Source organism: Methylobacterium sp. ME121 (genome assembly GCF_000974725.1).
In the GTDB taxonomy this organism is placed as follows: Bacteria; Pseudomonadota; Alphaproteobacteria; order Rhizobiales; family Beijerinckiaceae; genus Methylobacterium; species Methylobacterium radiotolerans.
Map to the genome: position 1 here is coordinate 148,187 of NZ_BBUX01000003.1, position 17,764 is coordinate 165,950.

Annotated in this window: 14 protein-coding genes; 11 read left to right on the plus strand and 3 right to left on the minus strand. The window is 73.1% G+C overall.

What is annotated here, in order from left to right:
- From ME121_RS04420 to ME121_RS04435, 4 genes are all read left to right on the plus strand, one after another.
- Positions 1 to 318, plus strand: coding sequence for an SH3 domain-containing protein (locus ME121_RS04420; protein ID WP_012320017.1), 318 nt, complete (start codon positions 1 to 3; stop codon positions 316 to 318).
- 11 nt (positions 319 to 329) lie between these two features.
- On the plus strand, positions 330 to 1,352 hold the full coding sequence (locus ME121_RS04425; RefSeq protein WP_012320016.1) for a zinc-binding dehydrogenase: 1,023 nt from the start codon (positions 330 to 332) through the stop codon (positions 1,350 to 1,352).
- A gap of 138 nt (positions 1,353 to 1,490) precedes the next feature.
- A complete protein-coding gene (locus ME121_RS04430; RefSeq protein WP_059408417.1) occupies positions 1,491 to 2,507 on the plus strand; it encodes a lipid A biosynthesis lauroyl acyltransferase in 1,017 nt (338 codons plus the stop codon).
- Positions 2,508 to 2,514: 7 nt separating this feature from the next.
- The gene (locus ME121_RS04435; protein ID WP_012320014.1) at positions 2,515 to 3,282 is read left to right on the plus strand and encodes a DUF1223 domain-containing protein; all 768 of its coding nucleotides are present in this window, start codon (positions 2,515 to 2,517) and stop codon (positions 3,280 to 3,282) included.
- A 16-nt stretch (positions 3,283 to 3,298) separates the two neighbouring features.
- Here the strand turns inward: ME121_RS04435 and ME121_RS04440 are convergent, their stop codons facing one another.
- Positions 3,299 to 3,520: a hypothetical protein gene (locus ME121_RS04440; RefSeq protein WP_024829553.1), complete on the minus strand. Its 222-nt coding sequence runs from the start codon at positions 3,518 to 3,520 to the stop codon at positions 3,299 to 3,301.
- 222 nt (positions 3,521 to 3,742) lie between these two features.
- Between ME121_RS04440 and ME121_RS04445 the strand changes: the two genes are divergently transcribed.
- The 5 genes from ME121_RS04445 to ME121_RS04465 all read left to right on the plus strand — a co-directional run bounded on the left by ME121_RS04445 (position 3,743) and on the right by ME121_RS04465 (position 10,162).
- Positions 3,743 to 4,459, plus strand: coding sequence for a DUF1194 domain-containing protein (locus tag ME121_RS04445; protein WP_024829554.1), 717 nt, complete (start codon positions 3,743 to 3,745; stop codon positions 4,457 to 4,459).
- Between the two features lie 32 nt (positions 4,460 to 4,491).
- Positions 4,492 to 5,994, plus strand: a complete 1,503-nt coding sequence (locus tag ME121_RS04450) for a M81 family metallopeptidase (RefSeq protein ID WP_059408418.1) — start codon at positions 4,492 to 4,494, stop codon at positions 5,992 to 5,994.
- Positions 5,995 to 6,114: 120 nt separating this feature from the next.
- A complete protein-coding gene (locus ME121_RS04455) occupies positions 6,115 to 7,185 on the plus strand; it encodes a malate/lactate/ureidoglycolate dehydrogenase (RefSeq protein ID WP_059408419.1) in 1,071 nt (356 codons plus the stop codon).
- 107 nt (positions 7,186 to 7,292) lie between these two features.
- Positions 7,293 to 8,603, plus strand: coding sequence for an MFS transporter (locus ME121_RS04460; protein ID WP_029357806.1), 1,311 nt, complete (start codon positions 7,293 to 7,295; stop codon positions 8,601 to 8,603).
- Between the two features lie 35 nt (positions 8,604 to 8,638).
- Positions 8,639 to 10,162, plus strand: a complete 1,524-nt coding sequence (locus tag ME121_RS04465) for a UxaA family hydrolase (protein ID WP_012320008.1) — start codon at positions 8,639 to 8,641, stop codon at positions 10,160 to 10,162.
- A gap of 73 nt (positions 10,163 to 10,235) precedes the next feature.
- Here ME121_RS04465 and ME121_RS04470 read toward each other — a convergent pair whose 3' ends face one another.
- The gene (locus tag ME121_RS04470; RefSeq protein ID WP_059408420.1) at positions 10,236 to 11,282 is read right to left on the minus strand and encodes a saccharopine dehydrogenase family protein; all 1,047 of its coding nucleotides are present in this window, start codon (positions 11,280 to 11,282) and stop codon (positions 10,236 to 10,238) included.
- 140 nt (positions 11,283 to 11,422) lie between these two features.
- Between ME121_RS04470 and ME121_RS04475 the strand changes: the two genes are divergently transcribed.
- Positions 11,423 to 12,235, plus strand: a complete 813-nt coding sequence (locus ME121_RS04475; protein WP_053621106.1) for a polysaccharide deacetylase family protein — start codon at positions 11,423 to 11,425, stop codon at positions 12,233 to 12,235.
- Between the two features lie 102 nt (positions 12,236 to 12,337).
- A complete protein-coding gene (putA, locus tag ME121_RS04480; protein WP_059408421.1) occupies positions 12,338 to 16,024 on the plus strand; it encodes a trifunctional transcriptional regulator/proline dehydrogenase/L-glutamate gamma-semialdehyde dehydrogenase in 3,687 nt (1,228 codons plus the stop codon).
- A gap of 16 nt (positions 16,025 to 16,040) precedes the next feature.
- Here the strand turns inward: putA and ME121_RS04485 are convergent, their stop codons facing one another.
- Positions 16,041 to 17,633, minus strand: a complete 1,593-nt coding sequence (locus tag ME121_RS04485) for an ABC transporter substrate-binding protein (protein ID WP_059408422.1) — start codon at positions 17,631 to 17,633, stop codon at positions 16,041 to 16,043.
- Positions 17,634 to 17,764: the final 131 nt, after the last annotated feature.

Sequence of the window (17,764 nt, forward strand, 5' to 3'; positions counted from 1 at the left end):
GTGGCGCCGCCGAACCGGACGACCCTGACGATGCGCGCCAGCCTCGCCCTCACCGCCGCCCTCTGCGGCGCGGCTCTCCTGGCCCCGGGCCACGCCCGGGCGGAGCCGCAGGTCTACCGGGTCTCCGGCCTGCCGCCGGGCGAGCCGCTCAGCGTCCGCGCCGAGCCGGACCCGTCCGCCGAGCAGGTCGGCGAGATCCGGACCCGCGCCCTGGTCTTCGGCTGCACCAACGACACGCCGAGCCGCACCACGTGGTGCCGGGTGAAGGCCGGACGCGCCCTGGGGTGGGCGCGGCGGCGCTATCTGGCGCCGGAGTGACGAGAGACACGATGCGAGCCCTCCAGCTGTTCGGCGACCGCGACCTGCGCCTCACCGAGATCGAGCCGCCGCCCGCGCCCGGGGCCGACGAGGTCCGGATCCGCATCCGCGCGGTCGGCCTCAACTTCATCGACGTCTGGGGCTTCCGCGGCATGGCCTTCGCCAAGCGGAAGATGCCGCTGATCGTCGGCGCGGAGGCGGCCGGGACCGTCGAGTCGGTCGGGGCGGGCGTCACCGGCCTCGTCGCGGGCGACCGGGTCGTGCCCTACGGCGCCATGACCTGCGGCCGGTGCAAGGCCTGCCGCGAGGGGCGCGACAACCTCTGCGAGGACGTGTCCGGCGTGATGGGCTTCCATCTCGACGGCTTCGCCCGGGAGCTCGTGACCATGCCGGCCCGCCTCGTCGTGAAGGTGCCGGACGGCGTCAGCGACACCGACGCCGCCTGCGCGGGCATCGCCTTCGGCACGGTCCAGCACATGCTGTTCGACAACGCCCGCCTGGAGCCCGGCGAGAGCGTCCTGGTCCATGCCGGCGGCTCGGGAATCGGCACCGCGGCGATCCGCATGGCCAAGGCGATCGGCTGCACGGTCTACACGACGGTCGGCGACGACGAGAAGGGCCGTAAGGCGGCAGAACTCGGCGCCGACCACGTCATCAACTACCGCACCGAGCGTTTCGAGGGCGAGGTCCGCCGGCTGACGAAGCGCAAGGGCGTCGACGTGGTGTTCGAGCACGTCGGCGCCGACACCTGGAACGGCTCCCTGCTCTGCCTGAAGCGCGGCGGTCGCCTCGTGACCTGCGGATCGACCTCGGGCGTCTCGGCGACGATGAACCTGATGCAGCTGTTCCAGCAGCAGTACCGCATCACCGGCTCGTTCGGCTGCTCGCTCGCGAATATCGGTCAGGCCCTCGCCAAGATGGACGCGGGTATTCGACCGGTTGTCGATACCGTGTACCCGCTGGCGGACTTCGCGCAGGGGCTGGAGCGACTCGAATCGCGCCGGGTCTTCGGCAAGATCCTCGTCAGCCTGTAGCGCCGGCCACGGCACACCGGCACGGCGCGACACCGGACCGTAGGCGGCGATCTGCATTTCGCGCCGCGACAGACTTGGCGTAAACGTCGCCGTACGGGTCGCTGGGGGGCCGCCCGTACCGTATCCCTGGAATCGATCGTGCTGCGTCTCGCCCTCCTGCTCAAACGGTCGTACCCGCGTCTCGCGGGCTTCGCGATGATTCCGGTGATCCGCGCCCTGGTACTGCTGGCGCGCGTGCTCGGGCCGGAGCGGTCCACGGCGTTCGGCGCCGCGCTGCTGCGCACCCTCGGCCCGCTCCTGCCGGCGCACCGCACCGCGATGGCGAACCTCAGGGCGGCCTTCCCCGACATGCCGGAGGCGGAGCGGACGCGGATCGCCCTGGAGGCCTGGGACAATCTCGGGCGGACGGGGGCCGAGTACGCCCACCTCGACACCCTGTTCGATTACGATCCCGCCGCCACCGGCGCGTTGCGAACCGAGGTCACGGGGATCGAGCACTTCTACGCCCTGCGCGACGACGGCCGGCCGGGACTGATCTTCTCGGCGCACTTGGCGAACTGGGAATTGCCGGCGATCTGCGCGGCCAAGTTCGGCCTCGATGCCACCGCGGTATTCCGGCCGCCGAACAATCCCGCGGCCGCGCGCCTCGTCCAGGAGGTCCGCCGCCGGACGATGGGCGGCCTTGCCGCCTCCACGCCGGGTGCCGTGTTCGCCATGCGCGACGTGGTCGAGACCGGCGGCCACCTCGGCCAGCTGATCGACCAGCACTTCACACGCGGTGTCGTGGTGGAATTTCTCGGCCGGCCGTGCCTCGCCAACCCGCTGCTGGCCAAGCTCGCCCGCCACTATGACTGCCCGGTGCACGGCGTGCGCGTCGTGCGCCTGCCGGAGGGCCGCTTCCGCCTCGACCTGACGCCGCCCCTCGACCTGCCCAGGGCCGCCGACGGGACCGTTGACGTCGCCGGCGCGATGCAGGCGATGACGGCCGTCGTCGAGGGCTGGGTGCGGGAGAATCCGGGCCAGTGGCTGTGGATGCATCGTCGCTGGCGGCCCGATATGCTGCCCAAGCCGAGAGTTGCGCCGGCGCCACTTCAACCGAAGGTAGAGGCCTCTCAAGCCAACGTGATTTCACCTTCGGCTTCGCAGACGGTCTGATGGATCGATGACGCCCCGGCACCGCGCCCCGACCCGCGACCGCCGCGCGCTCCGCGCCGCGCTGCTTGCCTGCGCGACGCTGGCCGCGATACCGGCGCGGGCCGAGCCCGTTCGCGCCGTGGTGGAACTCTTCACCAGCCAGGGCTGCGGCGCCTGCCGGTCCGCCGACCCGGTCCTGCGCGACCTCGCCCACAAGCCCGGCGTCATCGCCCTGACCCTGCCGGTGACCTACTGGGACTACCTCGGCTGGAAGGACACGCTGGCGCTGCGTCCGCTGACCGAGCGTCAGCGCGCCTACGCGCGGGGCCGCGGGGCCCGACAGGTCTTCACGCCCCAGGTGGTGGTCGACGGCAACGGCTTCGCCGTCGGGTCCGACCGGCCGGCCCTGGAGCGCCTGATCCGCGATGCCTGCCAGCACGGCGGGCTGCCGGTGCCGGTGCGCGGGGAGACCAAGGGCGACCGGATCCTGGTGGAGGTCGGGGCGGCCCCGGAGGCCAGGACCGAGATCCGCGGCGACGTCTGGCTGGTGCCCGTGCTGCGCAGCCGCGCCATCGCGATCCAGGCCGGGGAGAATGGCGGCCGGACGGCGACCTACGTCAACGTCGTCCGCGGCATGCAGCGCCTCGGTCCCTGGACGGGCCAGCCGGCCCGCTTCGAGGTGCCCGACATCCAGGCCCGCGTCGCCGATGCGGACAGCTGGGTCGTGCTTCTCCAGGGTGCGGCCGACGGCAAGCCGGGCCGCATCTTCGGCGCCGCCAAAGGCCCGGGGCTCTGACGCCTGTACGCGCCCGCTACTCTAGCGAGATCGGGTCGATCTGCCGCCGGCCCTCGCGCCGGTGGCGCGCCCGGGACTCGTCGGCGAGCGACGCCAACTTGGCGTCGAGGCGCTCGGACAGGCGACCCACCAGCCCGATCAGCCCGTCGATCATCCGGCTGACGAGGGCGACCGTCCCGGTCACGGCTCCGACGATCCCGTTCTCGATGGCGCGACCGATTCGGCGAAGACGCTGCATGTCGACTGACTCTGGCTGGCGGCGCCGGCGGCGCCCCGATCCGCGGCAGGTAGGGCGGGCGCTCCGGCGTGTGATGCGGCCGAAAGCGGCGCGGATCCGCGCTGCGCGGGTGGAACCTTCGCGCGGTGCGGCCGGACGGTCCGAACCGGCGGGTCGGCAGGCTCGTTGCATGGGTGTGGCTGCCCGCCGTCCCGCGCGGGCGCCCGAGTTCGAGGGTCGGCCATGCGGCGACGCCCGTTCCTGTCCGGGATGCTCGCCGCCCTGTCGGTGGTCGGCCGTCCCGCCCGCGCGGCGGATGCGAGCGTCGACCTCCTCCTCGTCCTCGCGGTGGACGTGTCGCTCAGCATCAGCGAGGCCCGGTTCGATCTCGAGCGCCGCGGTTACGCCGAGGCTTTCGGTGATCCGCGCGTGCTGCGCGCCATCGGCGACGGCCCGACCGGGCGCATCGGCGTCGTGCTGTTCGACTGGGCCGGGCCCGGCGAGCAGCAGGTGGCGGTCGACTGGATGGTGATTTCCTCGGCGCGGGACGCTGCCGCCTTCGCGGCGCGCCTGCGCGCCGCGCCGCGGCCGTTCTACGGACGCACCGCCATCGGGTCGGCCATCGGTTTCGCCGCGGACCTGCTGGCCCGGGCGCCCTTCCGCGCCGACCGTCGGGTGATCGACATCTCGGGCGACGGCACCGGCAATGCCGGGCGCCCCATCGCGGAGGCCCGCGACGCGGCCGTGGCGGCCGGCATCACGGTGAACGGCATCGTCATCCTCACCGAGCCGGAGGGGATGCCGGCCTTCCTGAAGGAGCACACCAACCCGGCGGGCGGTCTCGCGGCGTATTACCGGAGCGTCGTCATCGGCGGAGAGGGCGCCTTCGTGATGACCGCCGAGAGTTTCGCGGCTTTCGGCCGCTCGCTCGTCGCCAAGCTGGTGCGCGAGATCTCCTGACCGTCACACGGATCCCAGAGAGCCGACCATCGATGCGCCTTGCCGTCCTCCAGTTCACCCACGAGACCGTGACGTTCCTGCCGAACGACACGACCCGTGACGACTTCGTCTATCCCGGCTCGCCGGCCGCCGGGGCCGCGCTCCTCGCCACCGATCCCAAAGGATACATGGGCGGCTTCGTGCAGGTGGCGCGGGAATACGACGGCGTCGAGCTGGTGGGGATCACCTCGCCGCTCTGGCCGCGCACCGGCACCGCCTCGGGCTGGATCACCGCCGACGCCTACGCGCACTTCCTCGGGCGGATGGCGGAGGAGCTGCGGGCGCGGGGGCCGTTCGACGGCGTCTACCTCGCCCTGCACGGCGCCATGGCGGTGCGCGGCGTCCCCCGGCCGGAGGCCGACATCGCCCGGCAAGTCCGCGCCGCGGTGGGCGAGGGGGCGATCCTGGTCGGGACCTTCGACCTTCACGGCAACGAGGATGCGGCCTTCCTCGACCACGCCGACATGGCCTTCGCGGTGAAGTACTTCCCGCACTACGACGGCCACCTCCAGGGGCAGCGCGCCGCCCGGATGCTGGTGCGCGCCGTGCGCGGCGAATTCCGGCCCGCGCACCGGACCTTCAAGGTGCCCATCCTCTCGCCCACCGTGGTGCAGTGGACCGGCGCAGCGCCCTGGTCCGATCTCGTGCAGCGGGCCCTCGTCTGGGAGGCGCGCGAGCCGGACGTGTACGTCAACGTCTACTTCGGCTTTCCGTGGGGCGACGCCCCGGACGCCGGGATGACCGTGCAGGCGATCACCAATGACGACCCGGCCCTCGCCGAGCGGGTGGCGCGGGACGTGGCAGAGTTCGCTTGGCGGCGGCGGCGCGCGCTCCTCGAGGCGACGCGGATCCACACGATCGCCGACGGCGTCCGGCTCGCCCGGGCGGCGGTGGCGGAGGGCGCCGCCCCTGTGGTCCTCGCCGACCACAGCGACCGGTCCGGCCGGGCGACTTGGCTGCTGCGCGAGATCCTCCGGCAGGGCCTCACCCGCACCCTGGTCGCCACCGTGGCGTCGCCCGACATCGCGGCGGCGGGGACCTTCGCGGCGGGCGACCCGTTCGACGCGCCGGTCGGCGGCGGCGGTGACCCGTCCGCGGGCGATCCGGTGCGGATCGCCGGAACCGTGCTGCGCGTGGTCGAGGCGCCGGAGCCGGGCGTCGCCGGCAGCGGCGGCGGCGGTACGTGGATCTGCGTCGCGTTCGGGGCCGGCAACGTCCTTGTGTTGAGCCCGCAGCTCGCGCAGATCGTCGAGCCCGACGAGCTGTGGCGTCTCGGCCTGGAGCCGGCGGATTTCGACATCGTGGCGATCAAATCGCGGGTGCATTTCCGGCGCGGCTTCGACGACGGCGGCTACGCCCGCACGATCCTGCTGGTGGAGCCGCCGGAACCGTTCCTCGGCACGGTGCGGCTCGATCACCTCGCCTACGCGCACATGCGGGCCGCCGACTTCTTCCCCTACGGCGATCCGCCCGGGCCCGCCCCGTCCGGGCCGTGACCGGTTCCGTGGGGACGACAGGTGGCGGCCGCCGTCACCCGCCGGTGCTCGCCCTGCACGTGCGAGGACGCTAGGTTCATCCCGCACGCGCTCGGTGAAGCGCGGCGAGGGAGAGACGGGATGCGGATTCCGGCCGACAGGCTGACCGCCTACGTGCGGGACATTTTCGTGCGCGAGGGCTGCGCCGAGCCGGAGGCCGAGCGGATCGGCCGCTTCCTGGTGGCGGCGAACCTCACCGGCCACGACAGTCACGGCGTCGTCCGTGTCACCCGCTACGTCGAGTGGCTGCGCGCGGGCGAGGTCGAGGCCGGCCGCACGCCCGAGATCGTCACCGACGCGCCGAACTTCGCCCTCGTGGACGCGCATTACGGGTTCGGGCAGACGGCCGGCCCCTTCGCCACCGATCTCGGGATCGCCAAGGCGCGGGAGAACGGCGTCGCGATCATCGCCCTGCGGCACGCCGGGCATATCGGCCGGATCGGCGAGTGGGCCGAGCGGGCGGCGGCGGCGGGGCTCGTCTCGGTGCACTTCGTCAACGTGGCGGGGAGCCTCCTCGTGGCACCCTTCGGATCCGTGGAGCGCCGATTCTCGACGGCCCCCTTCGCGGCCGGCTTCCCGGTCCCGGAAGGCGACCCGATCATCCTCGATTTCGCCACGTCGCTGGTCGCCGAGGGCAAGGTGCTCGTCGCCTCCCGGGGCGGCAAGCCGCTGCCCGAGGGCGCGCTGATCGAGCCGGACGGCCGCCTCAGCGCCGACCCTGCGACCCTGTTCGGCCCGCTGGAGGGCGTCGAGCGCGACAACCAGCGCGGCGCCGGGGCGATCCGGGCCTTCGGCGAGCACAAGGGCTCCGGCCTCGCGCTGATGTGCGAGCTCCTCGCCGGCGCGCTCACCGGCTCCGGCACGGCCGGCCCCGGGCAGCGGCGGATCTGCAACGGCATGCTGTCGATCTACGTCACGCCGACCGCCCTCGGCACCGAGGATGCCCTCGCGGTCGAGACGCGGGCCTATCTCGACTTCTTCAAGAGCGCCAAGCCGATGCCGGGCGCCGAGGTCCTGCTGCCCGGCGAGCCGGAGCGGCGCATGCGCGCCGAGCGCCTCGCCGAGGGCGTGCCGCTGCCGGAGCCCGTCTGGGAGACCCTGCTCGCCGCCGGCCGGCCGCACGGCCTCGACGGCAACGCCTACCGCACCTGAGCCGGACGAGGGCCGGCACGACACCACGCTCGGCGGCGACCCTCGGCCCCAACGGGGGCGCCGCACGGACCGGGGACGCCATCCCCGGAAGACGGGAGGAGCCCACGATGCCTCGCCTGCGCTGGCTCATGATCGGCCTCTGCATGGCCGCCAACGCCATCAACTACATCGACCGCGCCAATCTGGCGGTCGCCGCGCCCTCCATGTCCAAGGAGCTGGGGCTCGACGCCACCGACATGGGACTGATCCTGTCGGGCTTCTTCTGGACCTACGCGATCATGCAGCTGCCTTTCGGCTACGTGGCCGACCGGGTCGGCGCGCGGCTCTCGCTCGTGGTCGCGGTGGTCTGGTGGTCGGCCTGCACGGCGCTGACCGCGGTCGGACGGGGCTTCCTGTCGCTGCTCGGCCTGCGCATGCTGCTCGGCATCGGCGAGGCCGGGGCCTACCCGTCCTTCGCCAAGGTCGCGGCCTCGTGGTTCCCGCGCAGCGAGCGGAGCTTCGCCAGCAGTATCTTCGACAGCGGCTCGCGGGTGGGCTCGGCGCTGGCGATCCCGCTGGTGTCCTGGGTCATCGCGACGCTGGGCTGGCGGGAATCCTTCGTCGTCACCGGTGTGCTGGGCTTCGCCTGGGCTGTGTTCTGGATGTGGCTCTACCGCGAGCCCGAGAACCACCCGAAGGTCTCGCCGGAGGAGCTCGCCCGGCTCCGGGCCGCGCAGGAGCGGCCGAAGACCGTCGACGCCGCCGACGCCCAGAACCAGGTGCCGTGGCTGTCGCTGTTCCGCTACCGCACGGTCTGGGGCATGATGGCGGGATTCTTCTGCCTGAACTTCGTGATCTACTTCTTCATCACGTGGTTCCCGACCTACCTGGTCAAAGCGCGGGGCTTCTCGCTGGCGGAGCTCGGCACGCTCGGCAGCCTGCCGGCCCTGGCGTCGATCCCCGCGGGCTGGCTCGGCGGCTTCGCGTCGGACGCCCTCTACCGCCGCGGCTGGAGCCTCACGGCGGCCCGCAAGACCTGCCTCGTCGGCGGCATGCTGATGTCGTCGGTGATCACCCTGTCGATCATCGCGCCGAACGTCTACGTGGCGCTGCTGTGCTTCGCGGTCGCCTACGGCAGCCTCGCCTTCACGGCCGCGTCGATCTGGGCACTGCCCGGCGACGTGGCGCCGACCCCGGCCCACGTGGCCTCGATCGGCGGCATCCAGAACTTCGCGTCGAACGTCGCCGGGATCGTGACGACGACCTTCACGGGCGTCATGCTGACCGTCACCCAGGGCTCGTTCGTGATCCCCCTGATCGTGGCCGGCGGGTTCTGCCTGCTGGGCGCCTTCATCTACCTGTTCGTGGTCGGCGAGATTGCGCCGCTGCCGGTCCGCGACGCCCGCGCCCCGGCTCTGCGCCCCGAGGCGGCGCGGTGACGGCGAGCGGCCCGATCGAATCCGAGGAGAGACCGATGTCGACCTACCCCGTGATCACCCTTCGGCCGGCCGATGGTGTCGCCGTGGCCCGCGGCGCCATCGAGCCGGGAATGCCGGTCGCCGACGGCGTCGCGGCGGCGGAGCGGATCCCGGCCGGCCACAAGGTCGCGGTCCGGGCCCATCGCGCTGGCGAGCCGGTGACCAAGTACGGACAGATCATCGGCTTCGCCAAGGACGACATCGCGGCCGGCCGCCACGTCCACGTCCACAATCTCGGGATGGGCGAGTTCGCCCGGGACTACGCGTTCGGGGTCGACGCGAGGCCGACCCATCTGGTGACGCCGCCCGCGACCTTCCAGGGCATCCGCCGCCCCGACGGGCGCGTGGCGACGCGCAACTACGTGGGCATCCTCACCTCGGTGAATTGCAGCGCGCACGTCGCCGACCTGATCGCCGACGCGTTCCGGCGGCACCCGATCCTCGGCCTCGACCCGCTCGCTCCCTATCCCAACGTCGACGGTGTCGTGGCGCTGACCCACAAGACCGGCTGCGGCATGGCGATGGGCGAGCCGCTGCGGCTCCTGCGCCGGACGCTCGCGGGCTACGCGCGGCACGTCAACTTCTCCCACATCGTGATGATCGGGCTCGGCTGCGAGGTGAACCAGATCGGCGCCTTCTTGGAGGAGCAGGGGCTCGGCGACCGGATCCGCAGCATGAACATCCAGAGCCTCGGCGGCACACGGAAGACCGTCGAGGCCGGCATCGCGTTCGTGAAGGACATCCTGGCCGAGGCGAACGTGGTCCGCCGCGAGCCGGTGCCGGCGAGCGAGCTGATCGTCGCCCTGCAATGCGGCGGCTCGGACGGCTATTCCGGAGTCTCGGCCAACCCGGCTCTGGGAATCGCCAGCGACCTCGTGGTGCGGAACGGCGGCACGGTGATCCTGTCGGAGACCACCGAGACCTACGGCGCCGAGCACCTGTTCACCCGCCGCGCCGTCAGTCCGGAAGTCGGCCAGAAGCTCGTCGACCTGATGCACTGGTGGGAGGAGTACACCCGCAAGGAGGGCTCGGAGATCGACGCCAACCCGTCGCCGGGCAACAAGGCCGGCGGCCTGACGACGATCCTGGAGAAGTCGCTCGGCGCCATGGCGAAGGCCGGCAGCACCAACCTCGTGGACGTGCTGCGCTACGCTGATCCCGTCACCGCCAAGGGCTTCGTGTTTATGGACACGCCCGGCTACGACCCGGTCTCGGCGACCGGGCAGGTCGCGGGCGGGGCGAACCTCGTCTGCTTCACCACGGGACGCGGCTCCGTGTTCGGCTGCAAGCCGTCGCCCTCGATCAAAATCGCCACCAACTCCGCCATGTACCGGCGGCTCGAGGAGGACATGGACGTCAATTGCGGCACGATCCTCGACGGTGAAGAGAGCGTGGAGCAGGCTGGGCGCCGGATCTTCGACCTGATCCTGCGGGTCGCCGGCGGCGAGCGGACGAAGAGCGAGCAGTTCGATTTCGGCTCGTCGGAATTCGCGCCCTGGCAGATCGGCGCGACCGTGTGAGGGGCCCGGGCGTGCGCTCCGCCGTCGTTGCGAGCGCAGCGACGGTCAGGGCGATCACCGAGCAGGCCGCATCTCAAAGGTCCGTTCGCACCACGCCCGGGAAATTCAGGATGAAGTCCGGCCCGAAGGCCGTCACCGGCGTGTGGAAGCCCGCCGGCACCGCGCCCGAGGCGAGGCGGCGGGCGACCTCCAGGGCCGTCGCGGCCGTGAGCGTGTAGCCTTCGGGCGTCTCCATCCGGCTCGCCGCCTCCCGCCCTGCGCCGTCCCAGGCCTCCGCCAGGAACGTGCTGCGGGCCTTCTCGCGCGCCGTTGCGGAGGGACCGGCGGGCAGCCGGTCGATGCCGCGGTTGATCAGGCGCTGCGCGGTGCCGCCCGCGATGATGCGCCGGATGCCGGCGGGCAGGCCGGCCGCCGCCGCCATGGCGGGGAAGGCCTCGAAGTAGACATCGATGTTCGGGACGCCGGTCGAGTACCAGGCGCTCGACACGTCGCCCCAGCCGAGCCCGACGGTCCGGCGCGGTCCGGCGCCGAAATCGGCGGTGGACCGCGGCGGGCTCGGCAGTTCGACGATGCGCCCGTCCCGGCGCACCCGCGTGCCCCAGGCGATGCCCTCCACCATGGTGCGGGCCGTGCCGCGGCTGAAGCCGCCGAATCCACCGATGGAGATGCGCAGGTGCGTCGCCCCGGGCAGTCGCCCGGCCACGTGGGCCGCGAGGCAGTCGCTCGGCACCACGTCGAAGCCCGCCGCCGGCAGGAAGACGATGCCGGCGGCCTTCGCCTCTGCATCCTTGGCCGCGAGAGCCTCCAGTACCGCGATCTCGCCGGTGATGTCGACGTAGTGCGCGCCGGCCGCGAGGCAGGCCTCGACCATCGGCCGCGCCGTCCGCGAGAACGGGCCGGCCGCGTGGATCACCGCCGCCACGCCCGCGAGCGCCGCGCGCAGACCTGCGCGGTCGTCGAGGCGCGCGGACCGCATCTCCAGGCCCAGCCGGGCCGCCAGCGGCCGCAACTTGTCCGGATCGCGCCCCGCCAGGATCGGGCGCAGCCCCTGCGCGACGGCGTGCGCGGCCAGGAGCTGCCCGGTATAGCCGGTGGCGCCGTAGATCAGGATCGCGGTCATCCCGGGGTTCTGACACCGCTTCGGCCTGTGTCAAAGCGCGCGCCGCGTCGCCGCGCCGGATGCTAGGGCTGCGTCGATCCGATTGTCCCGCGGTGGGGACCGGAAACTCGCCGTCCCGCCCCAACAGGAGCCGAGGCCCGATGTACCAGCGTGATTTCCCGCTGCGCGGGCGCCGAGCCCGCCGCAGGGTCGGCGGCTGGGGCGCCGTGCTCCTGAGCCTGACCGCGCCCGCCTGGGCCGCCGACGGGCCCGTGACCCTGGTGGCGTCGTCCGACGCGCGCCCCGGCATCGCCGCCATGCCGCAGATCGCCGCGCCGGCGGACGAGGCCGAGCGGCGGATCAACGCGGCGTTGAAGCGTCTCGATGCGCGGGCGCTCAAGGCCGAGCAGGCGTGCAGGGCCCAGGGCGGGAAGAACAGCTCCTGGGAGCGCTCCGTCCAGGCACCGATGCGCGGACCGCGCTTCCTGAGCTACGTCATCTCCGACAGCTGGTTCTGCGGCGGCGCGCACCCGAGCAGCAACACGATGTCGATCGTCTACGACCTCACCACCGGCGCCCCGGTGGATTGGACAACCCTGCTGCCCGCTTCCCTGACCGGGAAGCTCGCCCTGGCGGAGGGCCCGGGCGGGACCAAGATGGTGACGCTCGCGTCCGGGAAACTGCACGCCCTCTATCTCGCGGGCTATCGCCTGAAGACGGGCGATCCGAAGGCGGACGACGCGGACAAGGAGTGCCGCGAGGCCGTCGCCGAGACCTACGACGGGCAGCCGCCGGCCATGATGGCGTGGCTCGATGCCAAGGCCGGCGGCCTGGCGGTGCAATTCGACCTCGCGCACGTCGTCCAGGCCTGCGCCGATCCGGTGGTGATTCCCGTAGCAGCCCTGCGCCGGGAGGGCGCCCAGCCGCTCCTGGCCGTCGCGCTGGAGGCTGCGCACGCGCGAGCCCCCAAGTGACGGGATCGCCCCGCGCGTCTCAGGCCTCGACGCGTGTCCTGAACGGTGTAGCGTGAGGCCGCGACGGCGCGGTGTCACCGGGCCGTGTCCGAGGGGCGGCCCATGTCCGGATCCGGCGTTCTCGACGACGCAGCCGTCGGGGCCAGCGAGCCGTTCGGCCTGTTCGCGCCCGCCCTGGCGGACCGCTCGCCCCTGCGGCAGGCGGTGATCGCGGCCTGCCGGCGGCCCGAAGCGGATTGCGTGGCGGCGCTCCTCGCCGAGGCGCGCCTGCCGCCCGATGCCGCTCGGCGCGTCGCCGAGCACGCGCGGCGCCTCGTCGAGAGCCTGCGGCGGCAGGGCCGACGCGGCGGCGTCGAGGGTCTGATCCACGAATACGCGCTGTCCAGCCAGGAAGGCGTGGCGCTGATGTGCCTCGCCGAGGCGCTGCTGCGCATCCCCGACGCGGCGACGCGGGACGCGCTGATCCGCGACAAGATCGCGGGCGGCGACTGGGCGGCCCATCTCGGGCACAGTCCGTCGCCCTTCGTCAACGCGGCGACCTGGGGCCTGCTCGTGACCGGCAAGCTGACGGCGACCCGGGACGAGGCCGGCCTCTCCGCCGCGCTCACCCGGCTGATCGCCCGCGGCGGCGAGCCGGTGATCCGCAAAGGCGTCGACCTCGCCATGCGGATGATGGGCGAGCAGTTCGTGGCGGGGCGGACCATCGCCGAGGCCCTGCGGCACGCGGCGCCGCTCGAGGCGAAGGGCTTCACCTACTCGTACGACATGCTCGGCGAGGCCGCCGTGACCGCCGAGGACGCCGAGCGCTTCCGCCGCGCCTACGCGGAGGCCATCGCGGCGATCGGCGCGGCATCGGCCGGCCGCGGCGTGCTCCTCGGCCCCGGCATCTCGATCAAGCTGTCGGCGCTCCACCCCCGCTACGTCCGCGCGCAGCGCGACCGGGTCCTGGCCGAGCTCTATCCCCGCGTGCTGGACTTGGCCCGCCGCGCCATGGGCCACGGCATCGGCCTCAACATCGACGCCGAGGAGGCCGACCGCCTCGACCTGTCGCTCGACATCCTTGAGCGGCTCGCCGCCGACCCCGAACTCGCCGGCTGGGACGGGCTCGGCTTCGTGGTCCAGGCCTACGGCAAGCGCTGCCCCTTCGTCATCGACGTGCTGATCGACCTCGCCCGGCGGTGCCGGCGCCGGCTGATGGTGCGGCTCGTGAAGGGCGCCTACTGGGACAGCGAGATCAAGCGGGCGCAGGTCGACGGTCTTTCGGACTTCCCGGTCTTCACCCGGAAAGTCCACACCGACGTCTCGTACCTCGCCTGCGCGCGGCGGCTGCTCGCCGCGCCCGACGCGGTCTTCCCGCAATTCGCCACCCACAACGCCCAGACACTGGCGAGCATCGTCGCGATGGCCGGCCCGGATTTCCGGCTCGGCCAGTACGAGTTCCAGTGCCTGCACGGTATGGGCGAACCGCTCTACGAGGCCGTGATGGCCGACGCCGATCTGCAGCGGCCCTGCCGCATCTACGCACCGGTGGGCACGCACGAGACCCTGCTCGCCTACCTGGTGCGGCGCCTCCTGGAGAACGGGGCCAACACGTCCTTCGTCAACCGGGTCGCCGACGAGGCCGTGCCGGTGGCGGACCTGATCGCCGACCCCGTCGCCGTCGTCGAGGCCGAGCCGGATCTTGGCGCGCCCCATCCGCGAATCGCGGCGCCCCGGGACCTCTACGGCCCGGGCCGCGCGAACGCGGCCGGGCTCGACCTCGCCGACGAGGCGGCCCTCGCCAGCCTGTGGGACGGGTTGGCGGCGAGCGGCCGCACCGCGTGGCGGGCGGTGCCGTCGGGCGCGGATGCCGCGGCGGCCGACGAACCCGTGCGCAATCCCGCCGACCGCCGGGACATCGTGGGATACGACCGGCCGGCGACGGCCGGGACCGTGGCGATCGCCGTGGCGCGGGCGGAGGCGGGCGCGGCCGGCTGGGCGGCGACGCCAGCCACAGAGCGCGCCGCCTGCCTGCGGCGGGCCGCCGACGCCCTCGAGGCGCAGATGCCGACGCTGATCGGGCTCGTCGTGCGTGAGGCAGGCAAGACCTGCGCGAGCGCCGTCGCGGAGATCCGCGAGGCGGTCGACTTCCTCCGCTACGACGCCGCCGAGGCCGAGCGGACTCTCGGGAACGCGCACGCGCCGCTCGGCCCGGTCGCCTGCATCGCGCCGTGGAATTTCCCGCTGGCGATCTTCGTCGGTCAGGTCGCGGCCGCCCTGGCGGCGGGCAACACGGTCCTGGCGAAACCCGCCGAGGAGACGCCCCTGATCGCGGCGGCTGCCGTCCGCGCGCTGCACGCGGCCGGGATCCCCGCGGAGGCGCTGCACCTCCTGCCGGGCGACGGCAGGGTCGGCGCCGCCCTGGTCGAGGATCCGCGCGTGCAGGGCGTGATGTTCACCGGATCGACGGCCGTGGCCAAGGGCATCCAGCGCGCTCTGGCGGAGCGACTGAACCGCTTCGACGAGCCGGTGCCGTTCCTGGCCGAGACCGGCGGCCAGAACGCCCTCGTGGTCGATTCCTCGGCGCTCGCCGAGCAGGTGGTGGCCGACGTGATCGCCTCGGCCTTCGATTCCGCGGGCCAGCGCTGCTCCGCGCTCCGGATCCTGTGCCTGCAGGAGGAGATCGCCGACCGGACGCTGCACATGCTGAAAGGCGCCCTCCGGGAGTTGCGGGTGGGCGATCCGCGGCGCCTCGCCGTCGACGTCGGGCCGGTCATCACCGCCGAGGCCGCCGATCGGATCATCGGCCACGTGGCGCACATGCGCGCGCGAGGCTTCCCGGTGGCGCAGTTCCCCCTGCCGCCCGAAGCCGACGCCGGGACCTTCATGCCGCCGACCCTGATCGAGATCGGGGCCGTCGCCGATGTCGAGCAGGAGGTGTTCGGGCCGGTGCTGCACGTGCTGCGCTATCGCCGCGACGCCCTCGACGCGCTCCTCGCGGCGATCGACGCGACCGGCTACGGACTCACCTTCGGGCTGCACAGCCGCATCGACGAGACCATCGATCACGTCCTCGGCCGCGTGCGGGCCGGCAACCGCTACGTGAACCGCAACATCATCGGTGCGGTCGTCGGCGTGCAGCCCTTCGGCGGCTCCGGGCTGTCGGGGACGGGCCCGAAGGCCGGCGGCCCGCTGGCCCTTGGCCGCCTGCTGCGGCGGTCGCCCGCCGCCACCCGCGACGGGTTGCCCGCCGACGACGGGGCGCTCCATCCCTTTACGGCGTGGTTGCGGTCGCGGCACCGCCACGACCTCGCGGACAGGCTCGAATCCGTCCGCTATCCCGGCCGGGGTGCGACCGCTCTGGCCGGTCCCGTGGGGGAGCGCAACCTGTACGCGCTGCGTCCCCGGGGACGGATCGCGGCCGTCGCCGCGTCCGAGACGGCGCTCCTTCTCCAGCTCGGTGCGATCCTCGGCACCGGCAACGCGGCGGTCGTCGTCGGGCCGGAGGGGCGCGGGCCGGCCCTGGACGATCTGCCGGCGACGTGCGCCGCGCGGGTCGCCCGGGCCCCGGATCTCGGGCGCGCGGGCGATATCGACGGCGTTCTGTTCGCGGGCGACGCCGCTGCCCTGAGGGCCGTGAACAGGGCCGTCGCGGCGCGCGACGGCGCGATCCTACCGATCCAGGCCCGCTGCCCGGAGGCGCTGGCGGCCGGCGACCTCTACGATCCGGCCGGTCTGGTGGAGGAGGTCACCACCACGATTAACACCGCGGCGGCCGGCGGGAATGCCAGCCTGATGAGCGTCGGGTGAGCCCGCAACTGCCCGGTCAGGCCGACCGGCGCAGATTCCAGAACAGCGGCAGCCCGGTCAGCATGCCTTCGAGGTCCCGCCGGTAGGCGGTCGGCTGGAAATACTGGCCGCAGGGCAGGTAGGCGCCGACCTCCAGCGCCCGCGCCTGGATCCGCGCCGCCAGGGCCTTCTGGGCGTCAAGGTCCGGCGCGTCGAACCACGCGCCGCGCAGCTCCTCCAGGGGCGCGTCCGTCAGCCAGCTCGGCACGCCGGCCCGGCCGTTCCCGCGGGCGGCCAGATGGTAGGCCGGCGAGAGGTGGTCGAGCCCGCCGGAGAAGATGCCGAACATCGACCAGCCCCCCTGGTCCAGGGGCTTGGCGTTCAGGATACGCTGGTTGACCGTCCCCCAGTCGGTGGCGACGACGTCGAGGTTCATCCCGATCTTCCGGCAGGCATCGGCCATCACCTCGCAGATCGCGTTGATCCGCGGCACGTCGGTCCCGGAGAGCAGCACGACGCGCTCGCCCTTGTAGCCCGCCGCCGCCAGAGCCCGTTTCGCGGCGGCGAGGTCGCGGGGGCCGGTCAGCGCCTCCATGCCGGCCGACGACGCCATCGGTCCGCCGGACGTGAAGATGCCGACGGGCCCGCGCCGGATCGCCGGGTCGCTGCCGGCGACGGCGTCCATCATCTCGGTCTGGTCGACGGCCGCGAGGAGCGCCCGGCTGATCGCGGGATTGTCGAAGGGCGGCAGGGTATGGTTGAGGCGGATCTGGCCGATCAGCCCGGCGGTCTCCACCAGATCCAAGCGCACGGCGGGCTGGCGGCTCAGGTCCGGCACGAGGTCGACGAGCGGCTGCTCCCACCAGTCGATCTCGCCCGAGCGCAGGGCGCCGGCCGCGGTCGCGCCGTCGGGGATCGTGCGCCACTCGACGCGGTCGAAATGCGCGATCCGCGGTCCGGCCGTGAAGCTCGGCGTGCCGTCGGCGCGCGGTCGATAGGCCTCGAACCGGCGGTAGACGTTGAGCGAACCCGGGACCCGCTCGTCGGCGGCGAAGCGGAACGGGCCGCTGCCGACCATCTCCGGCACCGGCTGCGTCGCGGGTGTCGCGCTCAGGCGCTCCGGCATGATCACCGGGACGTAGGAAGTCGGTTTGGCCAGGGCGTCCGGCAGGAGCGGGAAGGGCCGCTTCAGGCGGAACTGCACGACCGTGTCGGTGGGCGCCGTGAGTTCATCCACGGTCGCGAACAGGGCCCCGCCGTAGGCATCGCGCTGCGCCCAGCGCTTCAGGCTCGCCACGACGTCGCGGCCGAGGACCGGCGTCCCGTCGTGGAAGCGCAGGCCGTCCCGCAGGGTCAGGCGCCACGTGAGGCCGTCGGACGCGACCTCGTGCCCCGCCACCATCTGCGGTTGGGCGCGGTAGGCGGTGTCGAGGCTGTAGAGGGTGTCGAAGATCATCAGCGCGTGGGTGCGCGTGACGTAGTTGGTGGTGATGATCGGGTCGAGAAGCGCCAAGTCCGCGTAGGGCACGAACCGCAGGGTCGTCGCCGAGGCCGCGCGGACCAGTGCCGGCTTGGCGAGGGCGCCGGCCATCAGGGCTCCGGCGCCTGTCAGCAGGGTGCGTCGCTTCATCAATCGATCCCGGTCGCGGCGGCGCCCGATCTGGCCGCAAGCCGGGTTCGCGTGCAAGTGGTGCGCCACTGCCGCGCTTCGGGCGGGATCGGGCAGCCCGCCCGGGCCGGCGTCCGGACGGGTCGGCGTGA